Source organism: Streptomyces hygroscopicus subsp. hygroscopicus, from assembly GCF_001553455.1.
GTDB classification, from domain to species: Bacteria; Actinomycetota; Actinomycetes; order Streptomycetales; family Streptomycetaceae; genus Streptomyces; species Streptomyces hygroscopicus.
The window spans coordinates 1-25,662 of record NZ_BBOX01000048.1 but is presented as its reverse complement, the minus strand read 5'-3'; the positions used below and the strand labels follow the sequence as shown (position 1 = coordinate 25,662).

At 70.8% G+C, this 25,662-nt stretch carries 26 protein-coding genes and 1 riboswitch; of the genes, 21 read left to right on the top strand and 5 right to left on the bottom strand.

The genetic code is table 11. The annotated features are described in order from the left end of the window. The first annotated feature begins 52 nt into the window (after nucleotides 1–52). The 7 genes from hemL (at nucleotide 53) to ccsB (ending at nucleotide 8,061) form a co-directional block, all read left to right on the top strand. A complete protein-coding gene (gene hemL / locus AXW62_RS06300) occupies nucleotides 53–1,369 on the top strand; it encodes a glutamate-1-semialdehyde 2,1-aminomutase (RefSeq protein WP_030834792.1) in 1,317 nt (438 codons plus the stop codon). An 8-nt stretch (nucleotides 1,370–1,377) separates the two neighbouring features. After that, the gene (locus AXW62_RS06295) at nucleotides 1,378–2,064 is read left to right on the top strand and encodes a histidine phosphatase family protein (RefSeq protein ID WP_174556357.1); all 687 of its coding nucleotides are present in this window, start codon (nucleotides 1,378–1,380) and stop codon (nucleotides 2,062–2,064) included. Nucleotides 2,065–2,232: 168 nt separating this feature from the next. Further along, nucleotides 2,233–3,417, top strand: a complete 1,185-nt coding sequence (locus AXW62_RS06290; RefSeq protein WP_060943613.1) for a polysaccharide deacetylase family protein — start codon at nucleotides 2,233–2,235, stop codon at nucleotides 3,415–3,417. A 260-nt stretch (nucleotides 3,418–3,677) separates the two neighbouring features. Next, a complete protein-coding gene (locus AXW62_RS06285; protein ID WP_060943612.1) occupies nucleotides 3,678–4,295 on the top strand; it encodes a TlpA family protein disulfide reductase in 618 nt (205 codons plus the stop codon). A gap of 5 nt (nucleotides 4,296–4,300) precedes the next feature. Further along, nucleotides 4,301–5,065, top strand: coding sequence for a cytochrome c biogenesis CcdA family protein (locus tag AXW62_RS06280; protein ID WP_030834805.1), 765 nt, complete (start codon nucleotides 4,301–4,303; stop codon nucleotides 5,063–5,065). 3 nt (nucleotides 5,066–5,068) lie between these two features. After that, a complete protein-coding gene (gene resB / locus AXW62_RS06275) occupies nucleotides 5,069–6,970 on the top strand; it encodes a cytochrome c biogenesis protein ResB (protein ID WP_060943611.1) in 1,902 nt (633 codons plus the stop codon). Next, nucleotides 6,967–8,061, top strand: coding sequence for a c-type cytochrome biogenesis protein CcsB (gene ccsB / locus AXW62_RS06270; protein WP_060943610.1), 1,095 nt, complete (start codon nucleotides 6,967–6,969; stop codon nucleotides 8,059–8,061). Before resB ends, ccsB begins: the two co-directional genes overlap by 4 nt. Before the next feature lie 135 nt (nucleotides 8,062–8,196). Here the strand turns inward: ccsB and AXW62_RS06265 are convergent, their stop codons facing one another. Further along, on the bottom strand, nucleotides 8,197–8,676 hold the full coding sequence (locus tag AXW62_RS06265; protein WP_030834814.1) for a PLD nuclease N-terminal domain-containing protein: 480 nt from the start codon (nucleotides 8,674–8,676) through the stop codon (nucleotides 8,197–8,199). Nucleotides 8,677–8,765: 89 nt separating this feature from the next. Here AXW62_RS06265 and AXW62_RS06260 point away from each other — a divergent pair, with 89 nt between their 5' ends. The 3 genes from AXW62_RS06260 to AXW62_RS06250 all read left to right on the top strand — a co-directional run bounded on the left by AXW62_RS06260 (nucleotide 8,766) and on the right by AXW62_RS06250 (nucleotide 11,947). Next, nucleotides 8,766–10,217, top strand: coding sequence for a menaquinone biosynthesis decarboxylase (locus tag AXW62_RS06260; RefSeq protein WP_060943609.1), 1,452 nt, complete (start codon nucleotides 8,766–8,768; stop codon nucleotides 10,215–10,217). Beyond that, nucleotides 10,214–11,137 (top strand): menaquinone biosynthesis prenyltransferase MqnP, encoded by a 924-nt coding sequence (gene mqnP, locus AXW62_RS06255; protein ID WP_102884860.1) that lies wholly within the window; start codon nucleotides 10,214–10,216, stop codon nucleotides 11,135–11,137. Before AXW62_RS06260 ends, mqnP begins: the two co-directional genes overlap by 4 nt. 135 nt (nucleotides 11,138–11,272) lie before the next feature. Beyond that, nucleotides 11,273–11,947, top strand: coding sequence for a UbiX family flavin prenyltransferase (locus tag AXW62_RS06250; RefSeq protein ID WP_060943607.1), 675 nt, complete (start codon nucleotides 11,273–11,275; stop codon nucleotides 11,945–11,947). A 206-nt stretch (nucleotides 11,948–12,153) separates the two neighbouring features. On the opposite strand, the gene AXW62_RS44370 is transcribed toward AXW62_RS06250, so the two are convergent. After that, complete coding sequence (locus AXW62_RS44370; RefSeq protein ID WP_164502470.1) at nucleotides 12,154–12,330, bottom strand: hypothetical protein; 177 nt, start codon at nucleotides 12,328–12,330, stop codon at nucleotides 12,154–12,156. 115 nt (nucleotides 12,331–12,445) lie between these two features. Here AXW62_RS44370 and AXW62_RS06245 point away from each other — a divergent pair, with 115 nt between their 5' ends. The 6 genes from AXW62_RS06245 (at nucleotide 12,446) to AXW62_RS06220 (ending at nucleotide 17,705) form a co-directional block, all read left to right on the top strand. After that, a complete protein-coding gene (locus AXW62_RS06245) occupies nucleotides 12,446–12,907 on the top strand; it encodes an Lrp/AsnC family transcriptional regulator (protein ID WP_030834826.1) in 462 nt (153 codons plus the stop codon). 44 nt (nucleotides 12,908–12,951) lie between these two features. Further along, complete coding sequence (mqnE, locus tag AXW62_RS06240; protein WP_244502720.1) at nucleotides 12,952–14,130, top strand: aminofutalosine synthase MqnE; 1,179 nt, start codon at nucleotides 12,952–12,954, stop codon at nucleotides 14,128–14,130. 63 nt (nucleotides 14,131–14,193) lie between these two features. After that, nucleotides 14,194–14,853, top strand: coding sequence for a UdgX family uracil-DNA binding protein (locus AXW62_RS06235; protein ID WP_060943606.1), 660 nt, complete (start codon nucleotides 14,194–14,196; stop codon nucleotides 14,851–14,853). Nucleotides 14,854–15,123: 270 nt separating this feature from the next. Beyond that, nucleotides 15,124–15,648, top strand: coding sequence for a GNAT family N-acetyltransferase (locus tag AXW62_RS06230; protein ID WP_030834835.1), 525 nt, complete (start codon nucleotides 15,124–15,126; stop codon nucleotides 15,646–15,648). Nucleotides 15,649–15,743: 95 nt separating this feature from the next. Then, complete coding sequence (locus AXW62_RS06225) at nucleotides 15,744–16,034, top strand: DUF4229 domain-containing protein (protein ID WP_030834838.1); 291 nt, start codon at nucleotides 15,744–15,746, stop codon at nucleotides 16,032–16,034. A 345-nt stretch (nucleotides 16,035–16,379) separates the two neighbouring features. Continuing rightward, nucleotides 16,380–17,705, top strand: a complete 1,326-nt coding sequence (locus AXW62_RS06220) for a dicarboxylate/amino acid:cation symporter (protein WP_102884854.1) — start codon at nucleotides 16,380–16,382, stop codon at nucleotides 17,703–17,705. Between the two features lie 57 nt (nucleotides 17,706–17,762). Here AXW62_RS06220 and AXW62_RS06215 read toward each other — a convergent pair whose 3' ends face one another. Both AXW62_RS06215 and AXW62_RS06210 read right to left on the bottom strand, forming a co-directional pair. Next, entirely contained in the window at nucleotides 17,763–18,083 is a 321-nt protein-coding gene (locus AXW62_RS06215; RefSeq protein WP_030834843.1) for a DMT family transporter, read from the bottom strand. A gap of 31 nt (nucleotides 18,084–18,114) precedes the next feature. Continuing rightward, nucleotides 18,115–18,180, bottom strand: a riboswitch (guanidine-III (ykkC-III) riboswitch). 8 nt (nucleotides 18,181–18,188) lie between these two features. Then, nucleotides 18,189–19,205, bottom strand: a complete 1,017-nt coding sequence (locus AXW62_RS06210; RefSeq protein WP_060943604.1) for an alpha/beta hydrolase — start codon at nucleotides 19,203–19,205, stop codon at nucleotides 18,189–18,191. A gap of 219 nt (nucleotides 19,206–19,424) precedes the next feature. Here AXW62_RS06210 and AXW62_RS06205 point away from each other — a divergent pair, with 219 nt between their 5' ends. After that, the gene (locus AXW62_RS06205; protein WP_252368512.1) at nucleotides 19,425–20,039 is read left to right on the top strand and encodes a TetR/AcrR family transcriptional regulator; all 615 of its coding nucleotides are present in this window, start codon (nucleotides 19,425–19,427) and stop codon (nucleotides 20,037–20,039) included. A gap of 632 nt (nucleotides 20,040–20,671) precedes the next feature. Here AXW62_RS06205 and AXW62_RS06200 read toward each other — a convergent pair. Then, nucleotides 20,672–20,875, bottom strand: coding sequence for a cold-shock protein (locus AXW62_RS06200; protein WP_030834854.1), 204 nt, complete (start codon nucleotides 20,873–20,875; stop codon nucleotides 20,672–20,674). 356 nt (nucleotides 20,876–21,231) lie between these two features. Between AXW62_RS06200 and AXW62_RS06195 the strand changes: the two genes are divergently transcribed. The 4 genes from AXW62_RS06195 (at nucleotide 21,232) to AXW62_RS06180 (ending at nucleotide 25,658) form a co-directional block, all read left to right on the top strand. Continuing rightward, nucleotides 21,232–22,089: a menaquinone biosynthetic enzyme MqnA/MqnD family protein gene (locus tag AXW62_RS06195; RefSeq protein ID WP_079105355.1), complete on the top strand. Its 858-nt coding sequence runs from the start codon at nucleotides 21,232–21,234 to the stop codon at nucleotides 22,087–22,089. An 82-nt stretch (nucleotides 22,090–22,171) separates the two neighbouring features. Beyond that, nucleotides 22,172–23,902 carry a serine/threonine-protein kinase gene (locus AXW62_RS06190; RefSeq protein WP_060943601.1) on the top strand — a complete coding sequence of 577 codons (1,731 nt, stop codon included), beginning with the start codon at nucleotides 22,172–22,174 and terminating at the stop codon, nucleotides 23,900–23,902. 107 nt (nucleotides 23,903–24,009) lie between these two features. Then, nucleotides 24,010–25,209: a cyclic dehypoxanthinyl futalosine synthase gene (gene mqnC, locus AXW62_RS06185; RefSeq protein ID WP_030834866.1), complete on the top strand. Its 1,200-nt coding sequence runs from the start codon at nucleotides 24,010–24,012 to the stop codon at nucleotides 25,207–25,209. Continuing rightward, on the top strand, nucleotides 25,209–25,658 hold the full coding sequence (locus AXW62_RS06180; protein WP_060943600.1) for an imidazolonepropionase-like domain-containing protein: 450 nt from the start codon (nucleotides 25,209–25,211) through the stop codon (nucleotides 25,656–25,658). Before mqnC ends, AXW62_RS06180 begins: the two co-directional genes overlap by 1 nt. The last annotated feature ends 4 nt before the right edge of the window (nucleotides 25,659–25,662 follow it).

Genomic DNA, 25,662 nt, shown 5'->3' with positions numbered 1-25,662 from the left:
GCGCGCGGGCTGTGAAACGCCCGGCCGCAGGACTCCGTCGGCCTCTGACAACATGGCTTGCGTGAGCTATTCGTACGCAGCCCCAGTTTCGCAGACGCTTTTCGATCGCGCGGCCGCCGTGACGCCCGGAGGCGTGAACTCTCCGGTGCGGGCGTTCCGCGCCGTGGGGGGTACGCCCCGGTTCATGGTGTCCGGTGATGGTCCGTACCTCACCGATGCCGACGGACGTGAGTATGTGGACCTCGTGTGTTCATGGGGGCCGATGATCCTCGGTCACTCCCACCCCGAGGTCACCGCGGCCGTGCAGGCCGCCGTCGCCCGCGGTACGTCGTTCGGCACGCCGGGTGAGGGCGAGGTCGAGCTCGCCGAGGAGATCGTGGCGCGGGTCGCCCCCGTCGAGCAGGTGCGCCTGGTGTCGTCCGGCACCGAGGCGACGATGTCGGCGATCCGGCTGGCCCGCGGGTTCACCGGCCGCTCGAAGGTGATCAAGTTCGCCGGTTGTTACCACGGGCATGTGGACGCCCTGCTGGCCGCGGCCGGGTCCGGGGTGGCGACCTTCGGGCTGCCGGACACTCCGGGGGTGACCGGAGCGCAGGCGGGGGAGACCCTGGTGCTGCCGTACAACGACCTGGAGGCGGTCCGGGCGGCCTTCGTCGCGCACCCCGGGGAGATCGCCTGTGTGATCACCGAGGCGTCGCCGGGCAACATGGGCGTGGTGCCGCCGCTGCCCGGGTTCAACGCGGGCCTGAAGCAGCTGTGCGCCGACCACGGCGCGCTGTACATCTCCGACGAGGTCATGACCGGCTTCCGGGTCTCCAGGGCCGGGTGGTACGGGCTGGACGGTGTGGAGCCGGACCTGATGACCTTCGGCAAGGTCATGGGCGGCGGCTTCCCGGCCGCGGCCTTCGGCGGGCGCGCGGAGGTCATGGAGCGGCTGGCCCCGGCCGGGCCGGTCTACCAGGCGGGCACGCTGTCCGGGAACCCGGTCGCGACGGCCGCGGGCGTCGCGCAGCTGCGGCTGCTGGACGACGCGGCGTACGGACAACTCGACGCGGTCTCCGAGCGGCTGCGGGCGATGGTGACGGAGGCGCTCTCCAAGGAGGGCGTGGAGCACCGGGTGCAGGCCGCGGGAAGTATGTTCTCGGTCTTCTTCACCGGCGACGAGGTCACCGACTACGAGAAGGCCAAGGCGCAGGAGGCGTTCCGCTTCACCGCCTTCTTCCACTCGATGCTGTCGCAGGGCGTCTACCTCCCGCCGTCCGCCTTCGAGGCGTGGTTCGTCTCCACGGCGCACGACGAGCGGGCGCTGGAGCGGGTGGCGGCGGCGCTGCCGGGGGCGGCGCGGGCCGCCGCCGAGGCCACTGAATGATGGGTGACATGACACAGAGCGAGAACGACATCACCGTCGTCCATGTGATGCGCCACGGCGAGGTGCACAACCCGGAGGGTGTGCTGTACGGCAGGCTGCCCGGCTACCACCTCTCGGACCTGGGGCGGAAGATGGCCGACCGGGTCGCCGAGCACCTCGCCGACCGTGACATCACCCATGTGGTCGCCTCCCCGCTGGAGCGGGCGCAGGAGACGGCGGCGCCGATCGCCAAGGCGCACGGCCTGGACGTGGCCTCGGACGAGCGGCTGATCGAGGCGGCGAACGTCTTCCAGGGCAAGACCTTCGGCGTCGGCGACGGCGCGCTGCGCAAACCGGCCAACTGGCGTCATCTCACCAACCCCTTCCGCCCGTCCTGGGGTGAGCCCTATGTCGACCAGGTGGTGCGGATGATGGCGGCGCTGGGCCGGGCGCGGGACACCGCACGCGGGCACGAGGCGGTGTGCGTCAGCCATCAGCTGCCCATCTGGATCGTGCGCAGTTTCGTGGAGCGGCGGCGGCTGTGGCACGACCCGCGCAAGCGGCAGTGCACGCTGGCCAGCCTCACCAGCTTCACCTACCGCGGTGACCGGATCGTGTCGGTGGGCTACAGCGAACCTGCCCGCGATCTGGTCCCGGCCCATCTGCTCGCGGGCGCCAAGCCGGTAAAGGGGGCCGCCAAGGGCTACGGGGCATGACCGGTCCCATGACCGGGCCACGGCCGCGGTCCGCGTGCGCGGCGGAGACATTTGTCTCGGGCGTGTAATTGACCGCGTTTTTTCGGAACCCCGCTATTCGCCTCGCCATCTCCAGGGTTGTCCGGACACCCCGGGCAATCAGAACGGCGAGTGCGAATTGAGGGCGTTATGCGTGAGGTCAGCCGGAGGGGGATCCTCGGTCTCGGTATGGGAGCGGCGGCGTCACTGACCGTAGCCGGCTGTTCCTCCTCCGGATCCGGCACGCCGAAACCGGCGAAGACGACTCAGGCGAAGCCGATCGGTGACGGCTCCACTTCGCACGGTGCCCGGCAGCCGAAGGCCCCGGAGCCGGAGCGGCTGGAACGGGGCCAGAAGCCGCCGCAGTTCGTGGTCTTTTCCTGGGACGGCGCGGGAGAGGTCGGCAACGGTCTCTTCCCGCGATTCCGCAAACTGGCCAGAGACCACGGTGCGACCATGACGTTCTTCCTCTCCGGTATCTACTGCCTGCCGGAGTCGAAGAAGTCGCTGTACCGGCCGCCGAACAACCCGGTGGGCGCCTCCGACATCGGTTACCTCACCGATGAGCACATCAAGGAGACGCTGCGTAACGTGCGCCAGGCGTGGCTCGAGGGCCATGAGATCGGCACCCATTTCAATGGCCACTTCTGCTCCGGAAGCGGTTCCGTGGAGTACTGGACGCCCGCCCAGTGGAAGTCCGAGATCGAACAGGCCGTGTCCTTCGTCACACAGTGGCGGACGAACACCCGCTTCACCGATGTGGAGCCGCTGCCTTTCGACTACCGCAAAGAGCTGATCGGCGGCCGCACCCCGTGCCTGAAGGGCCAGACGAATTTGCTGCCGACCGCCCGGGAGCTCGGGTGGCGCTATGACGCCAGCTCGCCGGGCGGGCGCCAGGTGTGGCCGTCGAAGCAGCAGGGGGTGTGGGACTTCCCGCTGCAGCAGATTCCCTTTCCCGGACACTCCTTCGAGGTGCTCTCGATGGACTACAACATGCTGGCGAACCAGTCGCGGAATTCCACCAATGCCCCGCCCGCGAACTACCCGGGCTGGCGCAAGCAGGCCACCGACGCGTACATAGCCGGTTTCCAGCGGGCGTACGAGACCAATCGCGCCCCGCTCTTCATCGGAAACCACTTCGAGCAGTGGAACGGCGGAATCTACATGGATGCCGTCGAAGAGGCGCTCAAGCACATGGCCGACGAGAAGCGGAAGGACGTCCGGCTGGTCTCCTTCAAGCAGTTCACCGACTGGCTGGACGCGCAGGACCCCGCGGTCCTGGCCGATCTGCGCGGGCTCGGCGTGGGCCAGGCGTGGAGTCCGAACAGCCGCTGACGGCCGGACCCGCACGGCGCGCGGGCGGCGCCGGGAATGGCGCCGGGAGCGGTGGTGCGGGCGGCGTGGTCCGGGCGGCGGCGGGAGCGGTCCGGGAGCGGTCGTGCGGGCGGCGGCGGGAGCGGAGCGGTCGTACGGGCGGCGCCGCAGGTGGTGTGCGGTGAGCCCCGGGCGGTGCGGGCCGTACGGTCCGCGGGGCCGGCCGGAGGCCCGGAGGGGGGTGGCGAAGATCCCCAAAAGGCCCATGCGAAACTTTTCACATGAGTGCCTGCCGTGCCCCTCGGGGCCTCGCGACCCGTCGTCGCGCAACCGTGCTGGCCATCGGGGCTGCGGTTGCCGCGTTGTCCCTGACCGCTTGCAGTGGGGGCGGCGCCTCGGGCGGCTCCGCCGACACCAAGTTCGTCCAGGGCAAGGGCGGCGTGGACACCGTGCCCGAGGGCGGCCGCAAGGACGTCCCCCAGCTCTCGGGGAAGACCCTGGAGGGCAAGCCGCTGGACGTGGCGGACTACAAGGGCAAGATCGTGGTCCTGAACGTCTGGGGCTCGTGGTGCGCCCCCTGCCGGGCCGAGGCGCCGAACCTCGCCAAGGTCGCCAAGGACACCAAGGCCAAGGGTGTGCAGTTCATCGGGATCAACACCCGTGACGACAACCCCGCCCCCGCTCTGAAGTTCGAGAAGGAATACAACGTCGGCTACCCGAGCCTGTACGACCCGATCGGGAAGCTCATGCTGCGCTTCCCCAAGGGCAGTCTCAACCCGCAGGCCATCCCCTCGACGATCGTCCTGGACCGCGAGGGCAGGATCGCGGCCCGCGCCCTGACGCCGCTCAGCGAGGAGCGCCTGCGCGCGATGCTCGAGCCGCTGATCGCGGAGAAGTGACCTCCGTGAGCACCCTGGCCGGCTCCACCGACCCCAACCAGACCGTCCTGACCGGGGCGCTGCTGCTGGCGCTTCCGGTCGCCCTGCTCGGCGGGCTGGTCTCCTTCTTCTCCCCGTGTGTGCTGCCGCTGGTGCCCGGCTATATGTCGTATGTGACCGGGGTCACGGGCACGGATCTGGCCGAGGCCAAGCGCGGCCGGATGGTCGCGGGCGCCTCGCTCTTCGTGCTCGGCTTCACCGCGGTCTTCGTCTCCGGGGGCGCGCTCTTCGGCAACTTCGGCTGGACGCTGCAGGAACACAAGGAGACCATCTCCAAGCTCCTCGGGGTCGTCACGGTCGTGATGGGCCTCGCCTTCATGGGACTGCTCAAGGGGTTCGGACAGCGGGAGTTCCGCTTCCACATCAAGCCCACGCTGGGGCTCGCGGGGGCGCCGGTGCTGGGTGCCCTGTTCGGCGTCGGCTGGACGCCGTGTCTGGGGCCGACGCTCACCGCCGTCAACGCCCTGGCGTTCAATGAGGCGAGCGCGGGGCGCGGGGCCCTGCTCACCGCCGCGTACTGCGTGGGGCTCGGGCTGCCGTTCGTGGTGGTCGCGGTGGCCTACCGCCGGGCGCTCGGTGCCTTCGGCTGGGTCAAGCGGCACTACCTGTGGGTGATGCGAGCCGGGGGCGGCATGCTCGTCGTCCTGGGGGTGCTGCTGCTCACAGGTGTCTGGGACACCATGATGGGCTCCATGCAGACCTGGGCTCAGGGCTTCAACGTTGGGATCTGATCGATGTCCACCACCGATACCGACACCGCGGCCGGCAAGGAGGCCGGTACGCCGCCCGAGGGCGGCACCGCGCCCGACAGCGGCGCGGCCGGCGAGGAGCGCGAGCTCGGCGTCGCGGGGTCGCAGCTGTCCACCGCCCCGGCCGAGGAGATCAACGTCCCCTCGCTGGGGCCGCTCGGCTGGGCCCGGTGGTTCTGGCGGCAGCTGACCTCGATGCGGGTCGCGCTGCTGCTGCTCCTGCTGCTCTCCCTCGCCACGATCCCCGGCTCCCTGGTCCCGCAGACCAGCATCGACCAGCTCAAGGTGCAGGACTTCCAGAACCGGCACCCCACGCTCACGCCGATCTACGAGAAGCTCCAGCTGTTCCACGTCTACAGCTCGGTGTGGTTCTCGGCGGTCTATCTTCTGCTGTTCATCTCCCTCATCGGCTGCATCGTGCCGCGGACCTGGCAGTTCATCGGCCAGCTGCGTGGCCGCCCGCCGGCCGCGCCCCGCCGGCTCACCCGGCTTCCCGCGTACACCACCTGGCGCAGCGAGGCCGAGCCGGAGCAGGTGCTGCTGGCCGCTCAGAAGATCATGAAGCGGCGCCGCTTCCGGGTCCACGCCTCGGGCGACGCGGTGGCCGCGGAGAAGGGCTATCTGCGCGAGGTGGGCAATCTGCTCTTCCACATCGCGCTGATCGTGCTGCTGGTGTCCTTCGCCGCCGGGCAGCTGTGGAAGACCGAGGGCACCAGCCTGATCACCGAGGGCGGCGGCTTCTCCAACAGCCGCACCCAGTACGACGACATCAAGACCGGGCAGCTGTTCAACAGCGACGATCTCGCCCCCTTCGGCTTCCAGCTGGACCGCTTCACCGCGACCTATGAACGCAACGGTCCGCAGATGCGCACCCCGCGCACCTTCCGCGCCGACATCACCTACTGGGAGGGCGCGGACGGCGCGGCCCGCAAGACCTCCATCAAGGTGAACGAGCCGCTGGAGATCTCGGGCTACAAGGTCTACCTGCTGAACCACGGTTACTCGCCGGTCGTCACCATCCGGGACGGCAAGGGCGACGTCACATACCAGGGGCCGGTGGTCGGGCTGCCGATCGACGGGGCCAACCTCACCGAGAGCGTGGTCATCAAGGTTCCGGACTACCGGGACAAGAACGGCAAAAAGGACCAAATCGGCTTCCAGGGGCAGTTCCTGCCGACCTGGGTGCGCAGCCACGGCATGTTCTCCGTCTTCCCGGCGCTGGACAACCCGACGCTGGTCCTGACCGCCTACCACGGCAGCCTCGGCGTCGACGGCGGTACGCCGCAGAGCGTGTACCAGCTGGACAAGTCGCGGATGAAGCAGTTCATGGAGTCCGACGGCAAGACCAAGTTCGCCCGGGCGCTCGCGGTCGGCGACACCATGAAACTGCCGAACGGCGCCGGAACCCTGTCGTTCGACGGCGTCAAGGAGTGGGCCAGCTTCCAGATCTCGCACAAGCCGGGTGACCAGGGCGCCCTCATCGGCGCCGTCGCCGCCCTGGTGGGCCTGGCCGGCTCCCTGTTCATCCAGCGCCGCCGGGTGTGGGTGCGCGCGGTGACGGGCGCGGACGGCACCACCGTCGTCGAGATGGCGGGGCTCGGCCGCACCGAGTACGCCAAGCTCCCCGAAGAACTCGCCGACCTGGCCGTCCGTCTGCAGGCGGACGCACCCCCGGCCCCGGACGCGGAACCCGACCCGGAGCCCGGCCCGGAATCCACGACGGACTCCACCCAGGACTCCACCAAGGAATCCGCGGAGAACTCCGTCGGGAACTCCGAGGAGAACTCCGTCAGGGGATCCGAGGAGGGACCCGCCAAGGACCCCACCCCGGAATCCGCATCCGACACCGCAGATCCCGCAGATCCTGCCGAAGGAGCGCGCGCGTGAACCTCGCCGCCGAAGTCAACGAGAACCTGGCTCATTACAGCAACGTGCTGATCTACTCGGCGATGGCGGTCTACACCCTCGCCTTCCTGGCGCATATCGCCGAGTGGGTGTTCGGCAGCCGCAGCGCCGTCGGCCGCACCGCCGCCGCGATCACCTCCGGCGCCGAGGCCGCCCAGCGTGCCACGGTGACCGTGCAGGCCGGCGGGCAGCGCGGCGCCACCGCCGTACTGGAGCGCCCGAAGATCGTCACGCGCTCCGCGGCGGGCAGCCGTGACGTCCCGGACGGTCCGGGCGCCGCGGGCGGCACCGAACAGGGCGATGTGTACGGCCGGATCGCGGTGGGCCTGACCGTACTGGCCTTCCTCTTTCATGCCGTGGGCGTCCTCTTCCGCGCGCTGTCCGTGCGGCGGGCCCCGTGGGGCAACATGTATGAGTTCTCCACGACCTTCGCCATGGTCGCGGTCGCCACGTACCTCGTCCTGCTGGTGCTGAAGAAGAATGTGCGCTGGATCGGGCTGCCCCTCGTCACCACGGTCCTCCTCGACCTCGGTCTCGCCGTCTCTGTCTTGTACACCGCCAGCGACCAGTTGGTTCCGGCCCTGCACTCGTACTGGCTGTGGATCCACGTCAGCTGCGCGATCATCTCCGGCGCCGCGCTCTACATCGGAGCCGTCTCCACGCTGCTCTACCTCTTCCGCGACCGCTACGAGGCACAGCTGGAGAACCCGGAGGGCAAGCAGTACCGCCAGGCCGTCAAGTCCGTGCTGGCGCGGGTGCCGTCGGCGGCGTCGCTGGACAAGTTCGCGTACCGCATCAACGCCACGGTCTTCCCGCTGTGGACCTTCACGATCATCGCGGGCGCGATCTGGGCCGAGGCTGCCTGGGGCCGCTACTGGGGCTGGGACCCCAAGGAGGTCTGGTCCTTCATCACCTGGGTCGCCTACGCCTGCTACCTGCACGCCCGCGCCACCGCGGGGTGGAAGGGCCGCAAGGCCGCCTACCTCGCGCTGATCGCCTTCGCCTGCTACCTGTTCAACTACTACGGCGTCAACATCTTCATCACCGGCAAGCACTCCTACGCCGGGGTCTGACACCGAACACCACAACGGCCGGTTCGTATGACACGTCATACGAACCGGCCGTTGTGGTACGGGCGGGCACCGGCGGTCCGGCGCCCCTTTCGGCGCGCGGTCGGCGCTTCTTTCCGGACGCGGCCGGTGGCCTCTTCAGGGCGCGGCCGGCGGCGGAGTGTCCTCGGGTCCGGAGCCGGAACCGGAACCCGAGCCGGGCCCCTCGCCCTTGCGGCGCAGCTCCTCCTCGCGGCGGCGGAGGTCCGCCTCCCAGTCCTTCAGGCGCTCCTCGTCGCGGTCCGGAGCGCGGTCGCCGGGCGTGTCGGCCGTCCCGTCCCCGTCGTCCTTACGGCCCTTGTCGTTCAGGGACTTGAGGAACTCGGGGTTGTCGTCCGGCGCGACCCAGCCGCCGACGGCCGCGCCCCGGCTCCCGCCCCACCCACCGTTTCCGGGGACGGCCCGCTTACGGCCCGCGATCAGCCAGGAGACGGAGCCCACGACGGGGAACAGCAGGACCAGAATCGCCCAGATGGGCTTGGGGATATAGCGCACGTCCTGCTCGTCGGTGGTGATGCAGTCGATGAACGCATAGATGCTCAGTGCCAGCGGCACGAGGATCATCAGCACCCGGAGCATGAGGCCATCCCCCTGCGTGTGGTGTTCGGGGCCGGTGGCTCGGGCCCCAGTTACGGGACCAGGGTAGTGCGTACCGGATACTGGGTCGTATGGCTTATGACGATCTTCGTTCCTTTCTGCGGGCGCTCGACAGGGAAGGCGACCTCAAGCGGGTCAGGGCCGAAGTCGATCCGTACCTGGAGGTCGGGGAGATCGTCGACAGGGTCAACAAGGCGGGCGGGCCCGCGCTGCTCTTCGAGAACGTCAAGGGCTCGGCGATGCCGCTGGCCATGAACGTCTTCGGCACCGACCGCCGGCTCCTCAAGGCCCTCGGCCTCAGCTCGTACGACGAGCTCGGCGAGAAGATCGGCGGGCTGGTCAAGCCCGAGCTGCCGCAGGGGCTCGGCGGGCTGCGCGAGGCGTTCGGGAAGCTCGGCTCGGTGGCCCACGTGCCGCCGAGGAAGGTGAAGGAAGCGCCCGTCCAGGAGGTGGTCCGCACCGGCGACGACGTCGATCTGGACGAGCTTCCGGCGCTGTTCACCTGGCCCGAGGACGGCGGGTCGTTCTTCAACCTCGGCCTCACCCACACCAAGCATCCCGAGACCGGGGTGCGCAACCTCGGCCTGTACCGCCTCCAGCGCCACGACCGCCGCACCATCGGCATGCACTGGCAGATCCACAAGGACAGCCGCAACCACTACCAAGTGGCCGCCCGGCGCGGGGAGAAGCTGCCGGTGGCGATCGCCTTCGGCGCGCCGCCCGCCGTGACCTACGCGGCGACCGCGCCGCTGCCCGGCGACATCGACGAATACCTCTTCGCGGGGTTCCTCCAGGGCCGGCGGGTCGAGATGGTCGACTGCAAGACGGTGCCGCTCCAGGTCCCGGCGGCCGCCGAGGTCGTCATCGAGGGCTGGCTGGAGCCGGGCGAGATGCTGCCGGAGGGGCCGTTCGGCGACCACACGGGCTTCTACACGCCCCAGGAGCCGTTCCCGGCCCTCACCATCGACTGTGTGACCATGCGGCGGCGGCCGCTGCTCCAGTCGATCGTGGTGGGGCGTCCGCCGACCGAGGACGGGCCGCTGGGGAGGGCGACCGAGCGGTTCTTCCTCCCGCTGCTCAAGATCATCATCCCCGACATCGTGGACTACCACCTCCCCGAGTCCGGCGGTTTCCACAACTGTGCGATCGTCTCGATCGACAAGAAGTACCCCAAGCACGCGCAGAAGGTGATGCACGCCATCTGGGGTGCCCACATGATGTCGCTCACCAAGCTCATCGTCGTGGTCGACGCCGACTGCGATGTGCACGATCTGCACGAGGTCTCCTGGCGCGCCCTGGGGAACACCGACTACGCCCGCGACCTGACCGTCGTCGAAGGCCCCGTCGACCACCTCGACCACGCCTCGTACCAGCAGTTCTGGGGCGGTAAGGCGGGTATCGACGCCACCGCGAAGTGGCCCGAGGAGGGCTATGCGCGCGACGGCGGATGGCCACGCATGGTCATGTCCGACCCGGAGACCGCCGATCGGGTGACAAAGCGATGGAAGGAGTACGGGCTGTGAGCGCCGATTCCGCGACCTCCGATCTCTTCGGCCCCGAACCCGCGCCGCCCGGCCGGGTCCGCGCGTTTCTGCGGCTGGTGATGATCGAGCACTCGGTCTTCGCCCTGCCCTTCGCCTACACCGCGGCCCTGACCGCGATGCAGCTGTGGGACGGCACCGTCCACTGGACGCGACTGCTGCTGATCACGGTCGCCATGGTGGGCCTGCGCACCTTCGCGATGGCCTGCAACCGGATCATCGACCGTGAGATCGACGCCCGCAATCCGCGCACCGCCGGCCGTGAGCTGGTCACCGGCGCGATGTCGGTGCGCACCGCGTGGACCGGCGCGCTCATCGCGCTCGCCGTCTTCCTGGGCGCGGCCGGGCTGCTGGGGCCGCTGTGCCTGGCGCTGGCGCCGGTCGCGGTGGTGCCGATGGTGGTCTATCCGTACGGCAAGCGGTTCACCGACTATCCGCACGCCATCCTGGGCCTGGCACAGGCCATCGGCCCGATCGGCGCCTGGATCGGGGTCACCGGGGAGTGGTCGTGGGACGCGGTGATCCTCGGGCTGGCGATCGGCGTCTGGATCGGCGGCTTCGACCTGATCTACGCCTGCCAGGACGTGGCGGCCGACCGGGCGCACGGGGTGCGGTCGGTGCCGGCCCGCTTCGGCATCGCGGGCGCGCTGTACGGGGCGCGGGTCTGCCATGTGGTCACCACGGCCCTGCTGGTCTGGTACGCGCTGGCCACGGACGCCGGAGCGTTCTTCTGGGTGGGGCTGCTGATCGTCGCCGCGGCGTTCGCGTACGAGCACACGATCGTGCGGCCCGGCGACCTGTCCCGGCTGAACCGTGCCTTCTTCACGGTCAACGGCTTCATCGGGATCGCCCTCTTCTGCTGTGCGCTGCTGGACCTCGTGGTGCGGGGCCTCGGCCGGTGAGACCCGCCGGATAGGCTCGGTGGTGTGGAGCCGCCGCACGAGCCTTACGGGCAGCACGAATCTGATGGGCAGCACGAGCCTTATGGGCAGCACGAGCCCTACTGGCCGCATGAGCCTTACGGGCCGCACGAAGAAGTGAGCCGGCGCCGTCCCTGGGTGGTCGGTGTGTCCGGCGCGTCCGGGACGCCGTACGCCGCCGCGGTGCTGCGCGCGCTGCTGGCGGCGGGGGAGGCCGTCGACCTGGTGGTCAGCCGGGCGTCCCGGCTGACGCTGCTGGACGAGACGGGGATCGCGTTCCGGGACGCCCACTGGCGCGACGATCTGCGCCGCTGGCTCTCGCGCGGTGCGGACGGCACGCCGGACGCGTTCGAGGTGCCCTCCGGGGTCGCGGACGTTACCCACTGGGCGGCCGGGGACCTGGCGGCCGGGCCGTCCTCCGGTTCGTATCCGACCAAGGGGATGCTGATCGTCCCGGCGAGCACCGCGTGTGTGGCCGGGGTGGCGCTCGGGCTGTCGAAGGATCTGCTCCAGCGGGCCGCGAGCGTCACGCTCAAGGAACGGCGCAGGCTCGTGGTCGCGGTGCGTGAGACCCCGCTGAACGGGCAGACGCTGCGGCATCTGGTGACGCTGGACGAGGCGGGCGCGGTGGTACTGCCCGCCTCGCCGGCGTTCTACGCGGGGGCGACGCACATCCAGGATCTGGTGGACTTCGTCGCGGGGCGGGCGCTGGACGCGGCGGGGGTGCCGCACAAGCTGTACCGCCGGTGGGAGGGGGAACTCGGTGGGGACCGGGACCGGGGAACGGCCTAGGGCCTGTGGCCGGACCAGGGGCTGTGGTCACAGGGGGCACCCTGCCGCGAACGGGGGGCACCTCCCAGCGGTAGCCGGGGGAGTCCGGTGCGGTCGATCGCGAGGCGGAGCGTCGCCCCCGTACGGGGCGTCCTCGGGCGATGCGGCAGCGCGGCGGGCGGCCGTGCCGGCCGTCGGGAGCAGGGCGCCCTCGTTGCGAGCGGGCCCTAGCGGGTCCAGCGCCGCCTGGCGCGTGCGGCGCGGGCCGCGACGACGGCCGCGCGGCGGGCCGTACGGGAGGCGGGCCGGTCGGTGGTACGGACTGCACGCGAGCGGCTGGCCAGGTCCCGCAGCTCGAGCATGCGGGCCTCGAGACCTTCGATCGTGTACACGGTGAGTCTCATCTCCTGAGGGAAACAGGTCGATCGCCTGAAAGATTTGCAGGACTTGTGGCCCTGTTGCCTTAGATTCTACATGTAGTCTCGGTCAAACTCTGGATAATGGAAGGCGTACGTGCTTATGGACGCGGTGGACAGGCAGCTCATCCAGGCCCTGCGGGAGAACGGCCGGGCCTCGTACGCGGAACTCGGCAGGCTCGTCGGCCTCTCCGGGCCCAGCGTCACGGACCGGATCAACCGCCTGGAGGCCGCCGGGGTGATCACCGGCTATCGCGCGACCGTCGACGCCGCCTCACTCGGACTCGGGGTCACCGCCCTGATCGGCATCCAGCTCTCGGACGCCACCGACCACGAGGACGTGGCCCACCGGCTGCGCGGCCTCGCCGAGATCGAGGACTGCTGGTTCATCGCGGGCGACGACTCCTACATGCTCAAGGTCCGCGCCTCCGACGTGGACGGCCTGGAGCGCACCATCCGCCGGCTCTCCGGCACCAAGGGCGTCTCCCGCACCCGTACCACCATCGTGCTCTCCACGAAGTGGGAGAACCGGGTCGGCGAACTTCCCGAGGACATCGAGGCGTAGTCTCGGCGAAGGCTGACATCAGCAGACGTATGGGAGGCGACCGCGTGACGGCGACCACACACGACGCCGGTTTCAAGAGGGAGTTGGAAGAGAAGGTCCGCGCCGGTGAGCGGCTCTCCCGGGAGGACGGCGTCGCCCTCTACGAGTCCGACGACCTGGCCTGGCTGGGCGGCCTCGCCCACGAGGTGCGCACCCGCAAGAACGGCGACGTCGTGCACTTCAACGTCAACCGTCACCTCAACATGACGAACGTGTGCACCGCGTCCTGTGCGTACTGCTCCTTCCAGCGCAAGCCCGGCGAGAAGGACGCGTACACGATGCGCATCGAGGAGGCCGTCCGCCTCGCCAAGGCGATGGAGAACGAGAACCTCACCGAGCTGCACATCGTCAACGGCCTGCACCCCACGCTTCCCTGGCGCTACTACCCGCGGTCGCTCAAGGCGCTCAAGGAGGCCCTCCCGCAGGTCTCGCTGAAGGCGTTCACCGCCACCGAGATCCACCACTTCGAGAAGATCTCCGGAATGCCGGCCTCGGAGATCCTCGACGAGCTGATCGACGCCGGACTGGAGTCGCTGACCGGCGGCGGCGCCGAGATCTTCGACTGGGAGGTCCGGCAGCACATCGTCGACCACGACACCCACTGGGAGGACTGGTCGCGCATCCACCGCCTCGCGCACGAGAAGGGGCTCAAGACCCCGTGCACGATGCTCTACGGGCATATCGAGGAGCCCCGCCACCGGGTGGACCACGTGCTGCGCCTGCGTGAGCTCCAGGACGAGACCGGCGGCTTCCAGGTCTTCATCCCCCTGCGGTACCAGCACGACTTCGTGGACATGAAGGACGGCAAGATCCGCAACCGGCTCCAGGCCCGCACCACCATGGCGACCGGCGCGGAGGCGCTGAAGACCTTCGCGGTCTCCCGGCTGCTGTTCGACAACGTGCCGCATGTGAAGGTCTTCTGGGTGATGCACGGCGTGCGGACCGCGCAGCTCGCGCTCAACCACGGCGCGGACGACATGGACGGCTCGGTCGTCGAGTACAAGATCACCCACGACGCCGACAACTACGGGACGCCCAACAAGCTCACCCGGGACGACCTGCTCGAGCTGATCCGGGACGCCGGCTTCCGGCCGGTGGAGCGGAACACCCGCTACGAGATCATCCGCGAGTACGAGGGCCCGGACCCGGCCCGGCGCGAGACCCCGCAGCCGATGCGCGTATGACCCCTCGCGCTCACCGCCCGGCGGCCGCTGACTAACGGCCGCCGGGCGGGGCACCCGGGGGCCATGGCCGGTACGAAGAGCCCCGAGGACGCGTACACCGCCGCCCCCTTCGTTCCGGAGGGCGCCGATCTGGGCGCGCTCCGGAAAGCGGCCGCCGGGTGCCGCGGCTGCCCGCTGCACCGCGATGCCACCCGCACGGTCTTCGGCGCCGGTGACCCGGGCGCCCGGGTCATGCTCGTCGGCGAGCAGCCCGGCGACCAGGAGGACCGGCAGGGCAAGCCCTTCGTGGGCCCGGCGGGCAAGGTCCTCGACCGCGCCCTGGACGAGGCCGGGATCGACCCGGACGAGACGTACGTCACCAACGCCGTCAAGCACTTCAAGTTCACCCACGTCCCCGAGCGCGGCAAGCGGCGCATCCACAAGCCGCCCAGCCTGCGCGAGATCTCCGCCTGCGGGCCGTGGCTCGAGGCCGAGGTGGAGCTGATCGACCCCGAGGTGATCGTGGCGCTCGGCGCCACGGCGGGCAAGGCGCTGCTGGGCTCGTCGTTCCGGGTGACCAAGGAGCGCGGGACGCGGCTGGAGAGCGATGCGTCGGGACCGGCGCACGGCGGGCTGGTCGTCCCCACGATCCACCCCTCCGCGGTGCTGCGCGCCGATGACCGGGAGGCGGTGTACGAGGGCCTGGTGGCGGATCTGAGGGTCGCGGCGGAGGTCCTCGGCTGAGCCTCCCGCACGCACGGGCGGCGGGACGCGGTGCGGGACGGCGGGTTCGGGTCCGCAAGGGCGGCGCCACCGCGGTACGCACCGTAAGGGCGATGCGGAACGCCCGGTCCGCACCGTAAGGACGGCGCGAACGCCCGGTGCGGGCCGTAAAGGCGGTGCCGCCGCCCCGTGCGGGCCATAAGAGCGGTGCGAACGACCCGTGCGCACCGTAAGGACGGCGCCGAGGGCCCGTGCGCTGCCGTGGCGAGCCCCATGGGTATCGTCGGCCCCATGCCCCTGCGCTTCGAACTCGACCCCGAGACCACCCCCGAGCTGCTCGATTCCATCTGCGCCCTGTGGGCCGACGTCTCGAACGCGGGCGGCGCCGTCGGCTTCGTACCGCCCGTGGCCAAGGACGACATACGGCCCGATCTGCTCAAGCACCTCGCCGCGATGACCGAGGGCCGGACCCGCCTGCTGATCGGCCGCGACGAGGACGGTGCCGTGGCCGCCACCGCCTTCTTCACCTTCAACACCCACCGGCTGATGCGCCACTGGTGCTGGCTCTACACCGTGATGGTGCACCCCTCCCACCAGGGCAAGGGACACGGCCGTGCCCTCATGGCCGCAGCCGAGGACGCCGCCCGCGGTATGGACGGCATCCGGGGGATCCGGCTCACCTGCCGCGGCGGCACCGGGGCGGACCGTTTCTACGCGGCGTGCGGCTACAAGGAGGTCGGGCGGGTGCCCGACGCGATCAGGGTCGCGGACGACGACTTCCGCGACGACGTCACCATGTGGCTGCCCCTTAATTGATCGAAAACCGGGCATGGTTCACTGGAAGGACAGGTTCTCCCAGCCAAAACACCCAGCAGTTCTCCCAGCAACTCCCCGCAGAAAGAGGACGAGCCGTGTCCTTCACGCCGAGTGCCACGTTCCGCTACACCCTCATGCGCCTGGGAATCTTCGTCGGTTCGTTCCTGGCCATCTGGGCCCTGGTCTACTTCCGGGTGCTGCCCTCCGGTCTCGGCGACTCCAACCTCTTCTGGGTGGCGCTGCTCGCGCTGGTCGTCTCCGCGCCGCTCAGCTGGGTGATGCTGCGCAGGCCGCGGGAGGCCATGGCCGTCCAGGTCGCCGAGAAGGTGGACCGCGCCAAGGAGCGGCTGGCGGCGAACCAGAGCCAGGAGGACGGCGTCGTCTGACCGGCGCGGGACTGTAACCCTCCTCACACACCCCGGCACGTTTCACAACGCCCCTTGTGTCAGCTTCCGCTGTCACAAGGGGCGTTGATGCGTTTCCGTCCCTCAGAACCCAAAGATTTTCTTTGGGTTCCTCAAAGCGGCGGTGTTAACGTACTTGTCATGAAGACAGCAGCCGCGCCCCTCATCTCAGCGAGCGTTCCGCTCGTGGCGCGCCTGCACATCGATCTTTGCCGCTGCCTGTCCGCGGCCTGTCGTCGCCGCTGATCCACCTCACGCACAGCGGCCGGAGATCCCGTACGGACTCCTGGCTTTCTCCCGCCCTCATACCTCCCCGGAGTGTGTCCGTTGTCGTCCGCCCTCAAGGCGTCCCCCCAGGGGCCGTCGTCCTTCCGTCTGCCCAAGGTGCCGTTCTGGGCGCAGATCCTGCTGGGTCTGGTCCTCGGTGTGGTCCTGGGCTGGATCGCCCGCAGCGGTGATGTCGGCTGGCTGGTCACCACGCTCGACAAGATCGGATCGATCTTCGTCCAGCTGCTGAAGCTCGCCGTCGCCCCGCTGGTGTTCTTCGCGATCCTGATCTCGATCACCAATCTGCGGAACGTCAACAACGCCGCCCGGCTGGCGACCCGCACCCTGCTGTGGTTCATGGCCACCTCGCTCATAGCCGTCGCCATCGGCCTCGCGATCGGCCTGATCACCAACCCCGGCGCCGGCACCGATCTGACCCCCAAGGACGGCGCCAAGCCGGACCACGCGGGCTCCTGGCTGGACTTCCTCACCGGCATCGTGCCGACCGACGTCATCACGCCGTTCACCGAGCTGAACGTCCTGCAGATCGTCTTCCTCGCCGCCGTCGCGGGTGTCGCCGCCCTCCAGCTCGGCGAGAAGGCCAAGCCGATCCTCACCCTGAGCCAGTCGGTGCTCGAACTGCTCCAGAAGGCCCTGTGGTGGGTCATCCGCCTCGCCCCGCTGGGCACCCTCGGCCTGATCGGCACCGCCATCGCCGACTACGGCTGGAACCTGATCGGCAAGTACGCGACCTTCACCGCCGACATCTACATCGGCTGCGCGCTGGTGATGTTCGGCGTCTACCCGCTGCTGCTCGCGACGGTCGCCAAGGTCAACCCCCTGAGCTTCTTCAAGGGCGCCTGGCCCGCCATCCAGCTCGCCTTCGTCTCCCGCTCCTCGGTCGGCACCATGCCGCTGACCCAGAAGGTCACCGAGCGCCTCGGCGTCCCCAAGGAGTACGCCTCCTTCGCGGTGCCCTTCGGCTCGACGACGAAGATGGACGGCTGCGCCTCGATCTACCCGGCGATCGCCGCGATCTTCATCGCCCAGATCTTCGACGTCCACCTCGGCTTCGGCGACTACCTCCTGATCGCCTTCGTCTCGGTCATCGGCTCCGCCGCCACCGCCGGCCTCACGGGCGCCACGGTCATGCTGACCCTGACCCTCTCCACCCTGGGCCTGCCCCTGGAGGGCGTCGGCCTGCTGATGGCCATCGACCCGGTCCTGGACATGATGAGGACTGCCACCAACGTGGCCGGTCAGTCGCTGATCCCGGTGATCGTCTCGGCCCGCGAGAAGATCCTCGACCACGACGCCTACGCCCACGCCAGCGCCTCCCCGCTGGACGACCGCGAGAAGCCGGAGCACCAGCTGGCCGCCGCGTAACGTCCCTGACGGCGAGCGTGCCCCCGGACCTGCCCGAGGTCCGGGGGCACTCGTCGTTCACTCGCCCGCCGTGGCCTCCAGGCCCACGATGGCCACCACCAGCAGGAGCAGGAAGAAGATCCGGGCCGGGGTGACCGGTTCGTGGAAGAGGAGCATGCCCAGCAGCGCGGTGCCGACCGCGCCGATGCCGACCCAGACGCCGTAGGCCGTGCCGATGGGCAGGCTCTTCACCGCCACGCTCAGCAGCCCCATGCTCACGATCAGACCGGCGACGGTGACCACGCCGGGCCACAGCCGGGTGAAGCCGTCGCTCAGCTTCATGCCGATCGACCAGCAGATTTCGAACAGCCCGGCCGTGACCAGCAGGACCCATGCCATGACGGCACCTCCGTGAAGTCTCTCGTTACGGGGTGCGTCGTCTTTGCGGGTCCCGGTACGGCGCGTCTCGTCGGGTTCCTCCCGACCGTAGCAAACCTCGGCGGGTCAGATGAGCGGGGCGGTGAGCAGGGGGAGGGCGCGGGTCAGCTCGCGCTCCCAGTAGGGCCAGGTGTGGGTGCCGGGGCCGTAGAGGTGGGCGGTGACGGCCAGGCCGTGGCCGCGGGCGCGGCGTGCGTAGCGCCCGGCCATCTCGCCGAGGCCGCGTTCCAGGGTGTCCTCGGGGCGGCTCGGGGGATCGAGGGGGCCGGGAGCGCCGTTGCCGCAGGCGAGGTAGACCGGGTAGCCGCGGGGGAGCCGGGGGATGAGGGCGTACGGGTTGTGGGCGTCCCAGAGCGGGGACTGGGCGGCCGGGTCTCCCCAGAGGGCCGTCGGGTCGGCGCCGCCGCCCGTGAGGATGCCCTGGACCCCGGCCGGGTCGAGGGTGGTGTGGACGACCCCGCTGAAGGACGCCGCCGCGCGGAAGAGACGGGGGTGGCGGGCGGCGTAGGAGAGGGCGCCGAAGCCGCCCATGGACAGACCGGCGATCGCACGGCGGCCGTTGGCCCGTAAGGCGCGCTCCAGCAGCGGGCGCAGTTCGGCCAGGTGAAAGGTTTCCCAGGCGGGCGGGCCGTAGCGGCCACCGTTCCACCAGTCGGAGTAGAAGCCGACGGGGCCGCCCTCGGGAGAGACGATCAGGGCCGGGGTGTCGGCGGTGATGCCCTCGACGTCGGTGTTGAGGGTCCACGCCTCCCAGCCGGGGCCCGGGTCGCAGCAGCCGTGGAGGAGGTAGAGGACGGGCCAGCGGCGGTGGGGCCGCCGGTCGTAGCCGGTGGGGAGGAGGACGCGGGCGTGTCCCTCGCGGCCCAGGGCGGGGGAGTCGATCGTCAGGTCGAGGACGCGTTCGCTGACGCGGTCCGCGGCGACGAGGCGCGCGTGGGCGGGCGTCCGGGAGCCGGAAAGGGCTTCCGGGGAGCGGCCCGCGGAGGAGCCGGTTCCCGCGGCACGGGCTTCCGCGGGGAGGGGGAGGAGCGGCGCGGCGGCGAGCGCGGTCAGCGCGGCGACGGCTCGGCGGCGGTTCGGCATCGTTCGTTCTCCTTCGCGGCTGCGTGACGGAGCTGAACGGGGCGCGGTGCGTACTCAGTTGAAACTTTGACGGCGGCGGGCGGCCGTGGCAAGGGCGGCGTCGGTGGCTCCACGTAGGCTTGCCGCGATATGTGTGCGGGGGCACGATCGAAGGGGGCGGCCTGCGTGGGCGGGGCGACGAGGAGCAAGCGCGTACCACGGGCGGTGCGGGAGCAGCAGATGCTGGACGCGGGGGTGCGGGCCTTCGCGCGCAGCGGCTATCAGAATGCCTCGATGGACGACATCGCCGAACTGGCCGGGGTCTCCAAACCGCTGGTCTATCTCTATCTCCACTCCAAGGAAGAGCTGTTCACGGCGTGCATACGGCGGGAGGCCGCGGCGCTGGTGACCGCGGTGCGGGCCGCCGTGGAGCGGGACGCGCCCGCGGACCGGCAGTTGTGGAGCGGGCTGAGCGGCTTCTTCGCGCATACGGCCGAACATCCCGACGGCTGGCGGCTGTTGCACACGCAGGCGCGTACGCGCGGTCAGCCCTACGCGCTCGAAGTGGCCGCGATGCGGGCGGAGATCGTGGAGTTCGTGAAGCAGCTGATAGGGGCGGCGGCGCGGGAGCGCGCGGGCGGGGTACCGCGGGCCCGGGGCCTCGCGGACACCGAGGTGTCCGGGCTCGCGCATGCGCTGGTGGGCGCCGCCGAGTCGCTCGCGGACTGGGCGGGGGACAGGAAGGCGGGCGGGCCCTCGGCCAAGGAGGCCGCGGCCACCCTGATGAACTTCGCCTGGGCCGGGCTGGGGAACCTCCTGCGGGGGGAGCGGTGGCCGCCCGAGCGGACCGGGTGACGCGCGGATTGGTGTGGTGTTCGGGGAACGGTGACGCGCGGGCTGGTGTGGTGTTCGGGGAACGGTGACGCGCGGATTGGTGTGGTGTTCGGGGAACGGTGACGCGCGGGCCGGTGTGGTGGTCAGGGGTGGTTGCCCCAGGCCGGTTCGTCCGTCAGCCGGGTTCGGACCGGTCGGCCGTAGAGGTGGTCGTCCGGGGTGCCCAGCCCTCGTAGTCGGTGACGGCGACAGCCCAGCCGCGGCGCAGCGCCAGGCCGCTCCGCGGGGCCTCGGTCGCGGTGCCCCGGGGGAACCGGCCGGACCCGCGCAGCCGTCGGCGAGGCCGCCGGCGCCGATGCCCCAGGTGATGAGCGGCCGGGCGTCCGGTGTGCCGTCGTCGCGGACGATGACCGTGGCGGAGACGACGTCGGGGCGGCCGGTGGGGGTGGTCGAGCGGTGGACGATGCGCCGTGCGCGGGTCGCGGTCGGCGGACCGGGCCAGTCAGCGGCGCGTCGCCGATCGCCCACGGACCGTGAGCGCCTTACGGCGCGTGGGGGCGGGGAGGAACTTCCCGGCGTGGGGGGCGAAAGGCAGGAGCCCCGCTTCCCCGGCGGGCGGGGAGCAGGGCTCCTTGGGTGGTGCTGCTGCTGGATCAGACCGCGCTGACGTTCTCCGCCTGCGGGCCCTTCGGGCCCTGGGTGACGTCGAAGGTCACGGCCTGGTTCTCCTCAAGAGAACGGAAGCCGGTCGCGTTGATCGCGGAGTAGTGAACGAAGACATCGGGGCCGCCGCCGTCCTGGGCGATGAAGCCGAAGCCCTTCTCGGCGTTGAACCACTTGACGGTTCCGGTAGCCATAAGCCCTCCTTGGGCCAAAGGGTTGCCCTGCTCCAGAACCTGCAAGAAGTCTGAAAACTACAAAAGCCTGCGGTTACATGCTCCGCAGGCTCTGTACTGCAAGGAAACCAAACTGCAACTTGCGGCGAGCGTAGCACGCTCCGTGTGCGCTGGGAAAGAGCCGAAGATCACGAAAACGAGGGGTTTCCCGAGCACTTGGGGTGGATAAGGCCGCAGGTCGAGCGGCCGGTGGTCAGTGATGGCAAGGCTATCGGACCACCCCGCCGCCATTCTCGGGGGCGAGCGGGGCTAGCCTCCGAGACGTGGACAATTCACCGAGTTCCCCCTCGCGGAGTACACAAGGCGCCCCCGAAAGCATCAGTCCGCCCGCCGGTGACCGGCTCAGCCGACCGAAAGTGGGCCACATCCAGTACCTCAATTGCATGCCCTTGTACTGGGGGCTCGCCAGGACCGGATCGCTCCTGGATTTCGAGCTCACCAAGGCATCTCCCGACGAGCTCAGCGACCTGCTGGTCCGCGGTGATCTCGACATCGGCCCGATCAGCCTCGTGGAGTACCTGCGCAGTGCCGACGATCTCGTCGCGCTTCCGGACATCGCGGTGGGCTGCGACGGGCCGGTGATGTCCTGCGTGATCGTCTCGCAGCGGCCGCTGGAGCAGCTCGACGGGGCGCGCGTCGCGCTCGGTTCCGCCTCGCGCACCTCCGTACGCCTGGCCCGGCTGCTGCTCGCCGAGCGGTACGGGATCGCCCCCGATTACTACACCTGCCCGCCCGACCTCAGCCTGATGATGCAGGAGGCCGAGGCGGCGGTGCTGATCGGGGACGCCGCGCTGCGCGCCAATCTGCAGGACGCGCCCCGGCTGGGGCTGCAGGTCCACGACCTGGGGCAGATGTGGAAGGAGTGGACCGGGCTCCCCTTCGTCTTCGCGGTGTGGGCGGCCCGGCGGGAGTACCTGGAGCGGGAGCCGGAGATCGTCCGCGCGGTGCACCAGGCGTTCCTGTCCTCGCGGAACCTCTCCCTGGAGGAGGTCGGCAAGGTCGCCGAGCAGGCGGCGCGCTGGGAGCGGCTCGAGGCCTCGGTGCTGGAGCGTTATTTCACCACCCTCGACTTCAGCCTCGGCGAGGCGCAGCTGAGGGGCATCGCCGAGTTCGCCCGGCGTACCGGGCCGGCGGCCGGCTACCCGTCGGACGTCCGGGTCCAGTTGCTGACCTGACCTCCCCCGGCGCGCGGGCCTTCAGTGGGTGGTGGGGGCACCGCCTAAGCTGGACCGGCGCACGGAGGGGGAGGCAGACGCGATGGATCCGCTGGGAGCGGACGACCCGCAGGTCATCGGCGCGTACCGGCTGCTCGGACGGCTCGGTTCGGGTGGCATGGGCCGGGTCTATGTGGGGCGCAGCGCCGGCGGTCGCACGGTGGCGGTCAAGGTCGTGCACGCCCAGTTCGCGCTGGACGAGGAGTTCCGCGCCCGCTTCCGGCGCGAGGTCGACGCCGCGCGCCGGGTCGGCGGTGCCTTCACCGCACCGGTGCTGGACGCCGACCCGGAGGCGCGCATCCCATGGGTGGCCACCGGCTATGTGGCGGGCCCGCCGCTCAGTCAGGCGGTGTCCGACGAGGGGCCGTTGCCCGAGGCGTCGGTACGGGCCCTGGGCGCGGGCCTGGCGGAGGCGCTGGCCGCGGTGCACGCGCTCGGTCTGGTCCACCGTGACGTCAAACCGTCCAATGTGCTGCTCGCGCTCGACGGGCCGCGTCTGATCGACTTCGGTATCGCCCGGGCCACCGAGGGCACCGTGTCGCTGACCTCGACCGGTGCCTCCATCGGTTCGCCCGGCTATATGTCGCCCGAGCAGATCCTGGGCGGGGACGTGGCCGGCCCGGCCGACGTCTTCTCGCTCGGCGCGGTGCTGGCGTACGCGGCGACCGGCAAGGCGCCGTTCCCGGGCGACAGCTCGGCCGCGTTGCTCTACAAGGTGGTGCACGACGAGCCCCGGTTCGGCCCTGAGCTGACCGGGGAGCTGCGCGATCTGGTCGCCGCGTGCCTGGCCAAGAGCCCGGCCGACCGCCCCACCCCCGAGCGGATCGTACGGCGGCTGGCCCCGGATGACGGCGCCTCGGCGCTCGCACGGCCGGGCTGGCTGCCGGGGGCGCTGGTCGAACGGGTGGGCCGGCAGGTGGTGGAGCTGCTCGATCTGGAGGCGGAGGCCGTGGCTCCGCGGGGTGACGCGGAGCCGCCCGCCGCCGGGCCGTCCGCCGGGGACCTCCCGACGCCGCCGCCCGCCCCCGCCCCGCCCGTACTGGGCGCCTTCGGCCCGCCCGACCCGTCGTACGCGAACGCGCTGCCAGCGGAGGACCGGCCGTCGTACGCGAAGGCCCAGCCCGCGCAGGACCGGCCGCCCGGCCATCCGCCCGGCCATCCGCTCCCCTCGGCGCCGGAACCGGGCGGCCGCGGTGTCGCGCTCTCCGCCGCCGTCGGCGGTAAGAAGCGCCCCAGGGCGCTGAGCTGCACGCTGGTGCTGTCGGTCGCGGGGGCGCTGGCCGCCGCGACGACCGCCGCCGTGGCCTTCCACCTGCTGCCCGGCGCCGGCGGCGGTGAGGACGACCACAGCGCCGCGAAGAGCCCGCCCGCCTCGGCGGCGAACCCGGGGCAGGGAGGGGACGGCGCCGGCGGCGGGGAGGGCGCCGTGCCCAAGGCGTTCCTCGGCACCTGGCAGGGCGAGCTGACCTCCGACTCGGGCATCCCCGTGGGCACTCTGACCATCACCTTCCGGCAGGGCCGGATCGGGCAGGACGTCGCCAGCGGCCGGGTCAAGCTGTCGGTGCTGCGCTGCGACAGCGCCTGGAAGCTGGTCTCGGCGACCCCGAAACAGCTGCACCTCGACGCCCGCCTCAAGGGCTCCGAGCCCCAGCAGGGGTGCAGCGACGCCTCGACCGACGAGCGGTTCACCCTCACCTCCGACCGGGAGATCAGCTACCGGGCGAAGGACAAACAGGCGGGCGACCCCACGGGCACCCTGCGCAAGCTCGGATGAGTGCGGCGGCGGGGGACGCCGGTACGGCACACGTGCTCGTACGGGCCCGCAGGCGCTGACGTACGCTGGGTCGGTCCACCCGTAAACCTCCGGAAAGGTACGTCCCGGTGACCGCAAACGCAGAGGTGCAGGCAGTCCTCGACCGCGCCGCAGGCGGGGGCCGGATCACCCCCCAGGAGGCGCTCGACCTTTACCGTTCGGCTCCGCTGCACGCGCTGGGCGCCGCGGCCGACGCCGCCCGGCGCCGTCGTTACGCGGGCACCGAGCACATCGCGACGTACATCATCGAACGGAACATCAACTACACCAACGTCTGCGTGACGGCCTGCAAGTTCTGTGCCTTCTACGCCCCGCCGAAGGACACCGCGAAGGGGTGGACCCGCGACCTCGACGACATCCTGCGGCGCTGTGCGGAGACCGTCGAACTCGGCGGCACGCAGATCATGTTCCAGGGCGGCCACCACCCGGACTACGGCGTGGAGTACTACGAGAAGCACTTCTCGGCCATCAAGAAGGCGTTCCCGCAGCTGGTGATCCACTCGCTGGGGGCGTCCGAGGTCGAGCACATGGCGCGGATCTCGGGCGTCTCGGCCGAGGAGGCCATCCGCCGGATCCACGCGGCCGGGCTGGACTCCTTCGCGGGCGCGGGCGCCGAACTGCTGCCCGAGCGGCCGCGCAAGGCCATCGCGCCCCTCAAGGAGTCCGGTGAGCGCTGGCTGGAGATCATGGAGACCGCCCACAACCTGGGCGTGGAGTCCACCACCACCATGCTGATGGGCACCGGGGAGACCAACGCCGAGCGGATCGAGCACCTCCGCATGATCCGGGACGTGCAGGACCGTACGGGTGGTTTCCGCGCCTTCATCCCGTACACCTACCAGCCCGAGAACAACCACCTGAAGGGCCGCACCCAGGCGACCGTCTTCGAGTACCTGCGGATGATCGCCATCGCCCGGCTCTTCCTGGACAACGTCGCCCACATCCAGGGCTCCTGGCTGACCGTGGGCAAGGAGGCCGGCCAGCTGGCGCTGCACTACGGGGCGGACGACCTCGGCTCGGTGATGCTGGAGGAGAACGTGGTCTCCTCGGCGGGCGCCCGCCACCGCTCCAACCGGATGGAACTCCTCCACCTCATCCGCGCGGCCGGCCGGGTCCCGGCGCAGCGCGCGACGACGTACGAGCACCTGGTGGTGCACGACGATCCGGCGAACGATCCGGTCGACGACCAGGTCGTCTCGCACCTGTCCTCGACGGCGATCGACGGGGGCACGGCCCACCCCGAGCTGACGGTGATCCAGGCGTCCTGATGCTCACGCTCCACGCGGCGCCCGTCGTCCGGTCCGCCCCCGATGACGCGGCGCCGCTGCACGACGCCGCCGTCGCGGTCGACGGCGACCGCATCGCGGCCATCGGGCCCCTGGACGAGCTGCGGCGGGTCTATCCGCGGGCCCGGGTGCGGGAGTGGCCCGGGGAGCTCGGCCCGGCCCGCGTCCACGAGGGCCCGGTGCCGGACGCGCCGAGCCCGCGGGAGCGGATCCACGCCCTGCTGCGGCGGGGCGCCACCGCCGTGCTCGCGCGGCACCTCGGCGACCCCGAGCTGCGCGCGGCCGCCCACCGGGGCGGCATCGCCGTCCTGGACCGGCCGCGTCCGCCCGTCCTCGCCCCGGCGGGCCGCGCGGATCTGGCCGTCTTCGACGCGGACGGCGCGTGCCTGGCCACGGTGGTGGCGGGGCGGCTGGTGCACCGGCGCCGCTGAGCCC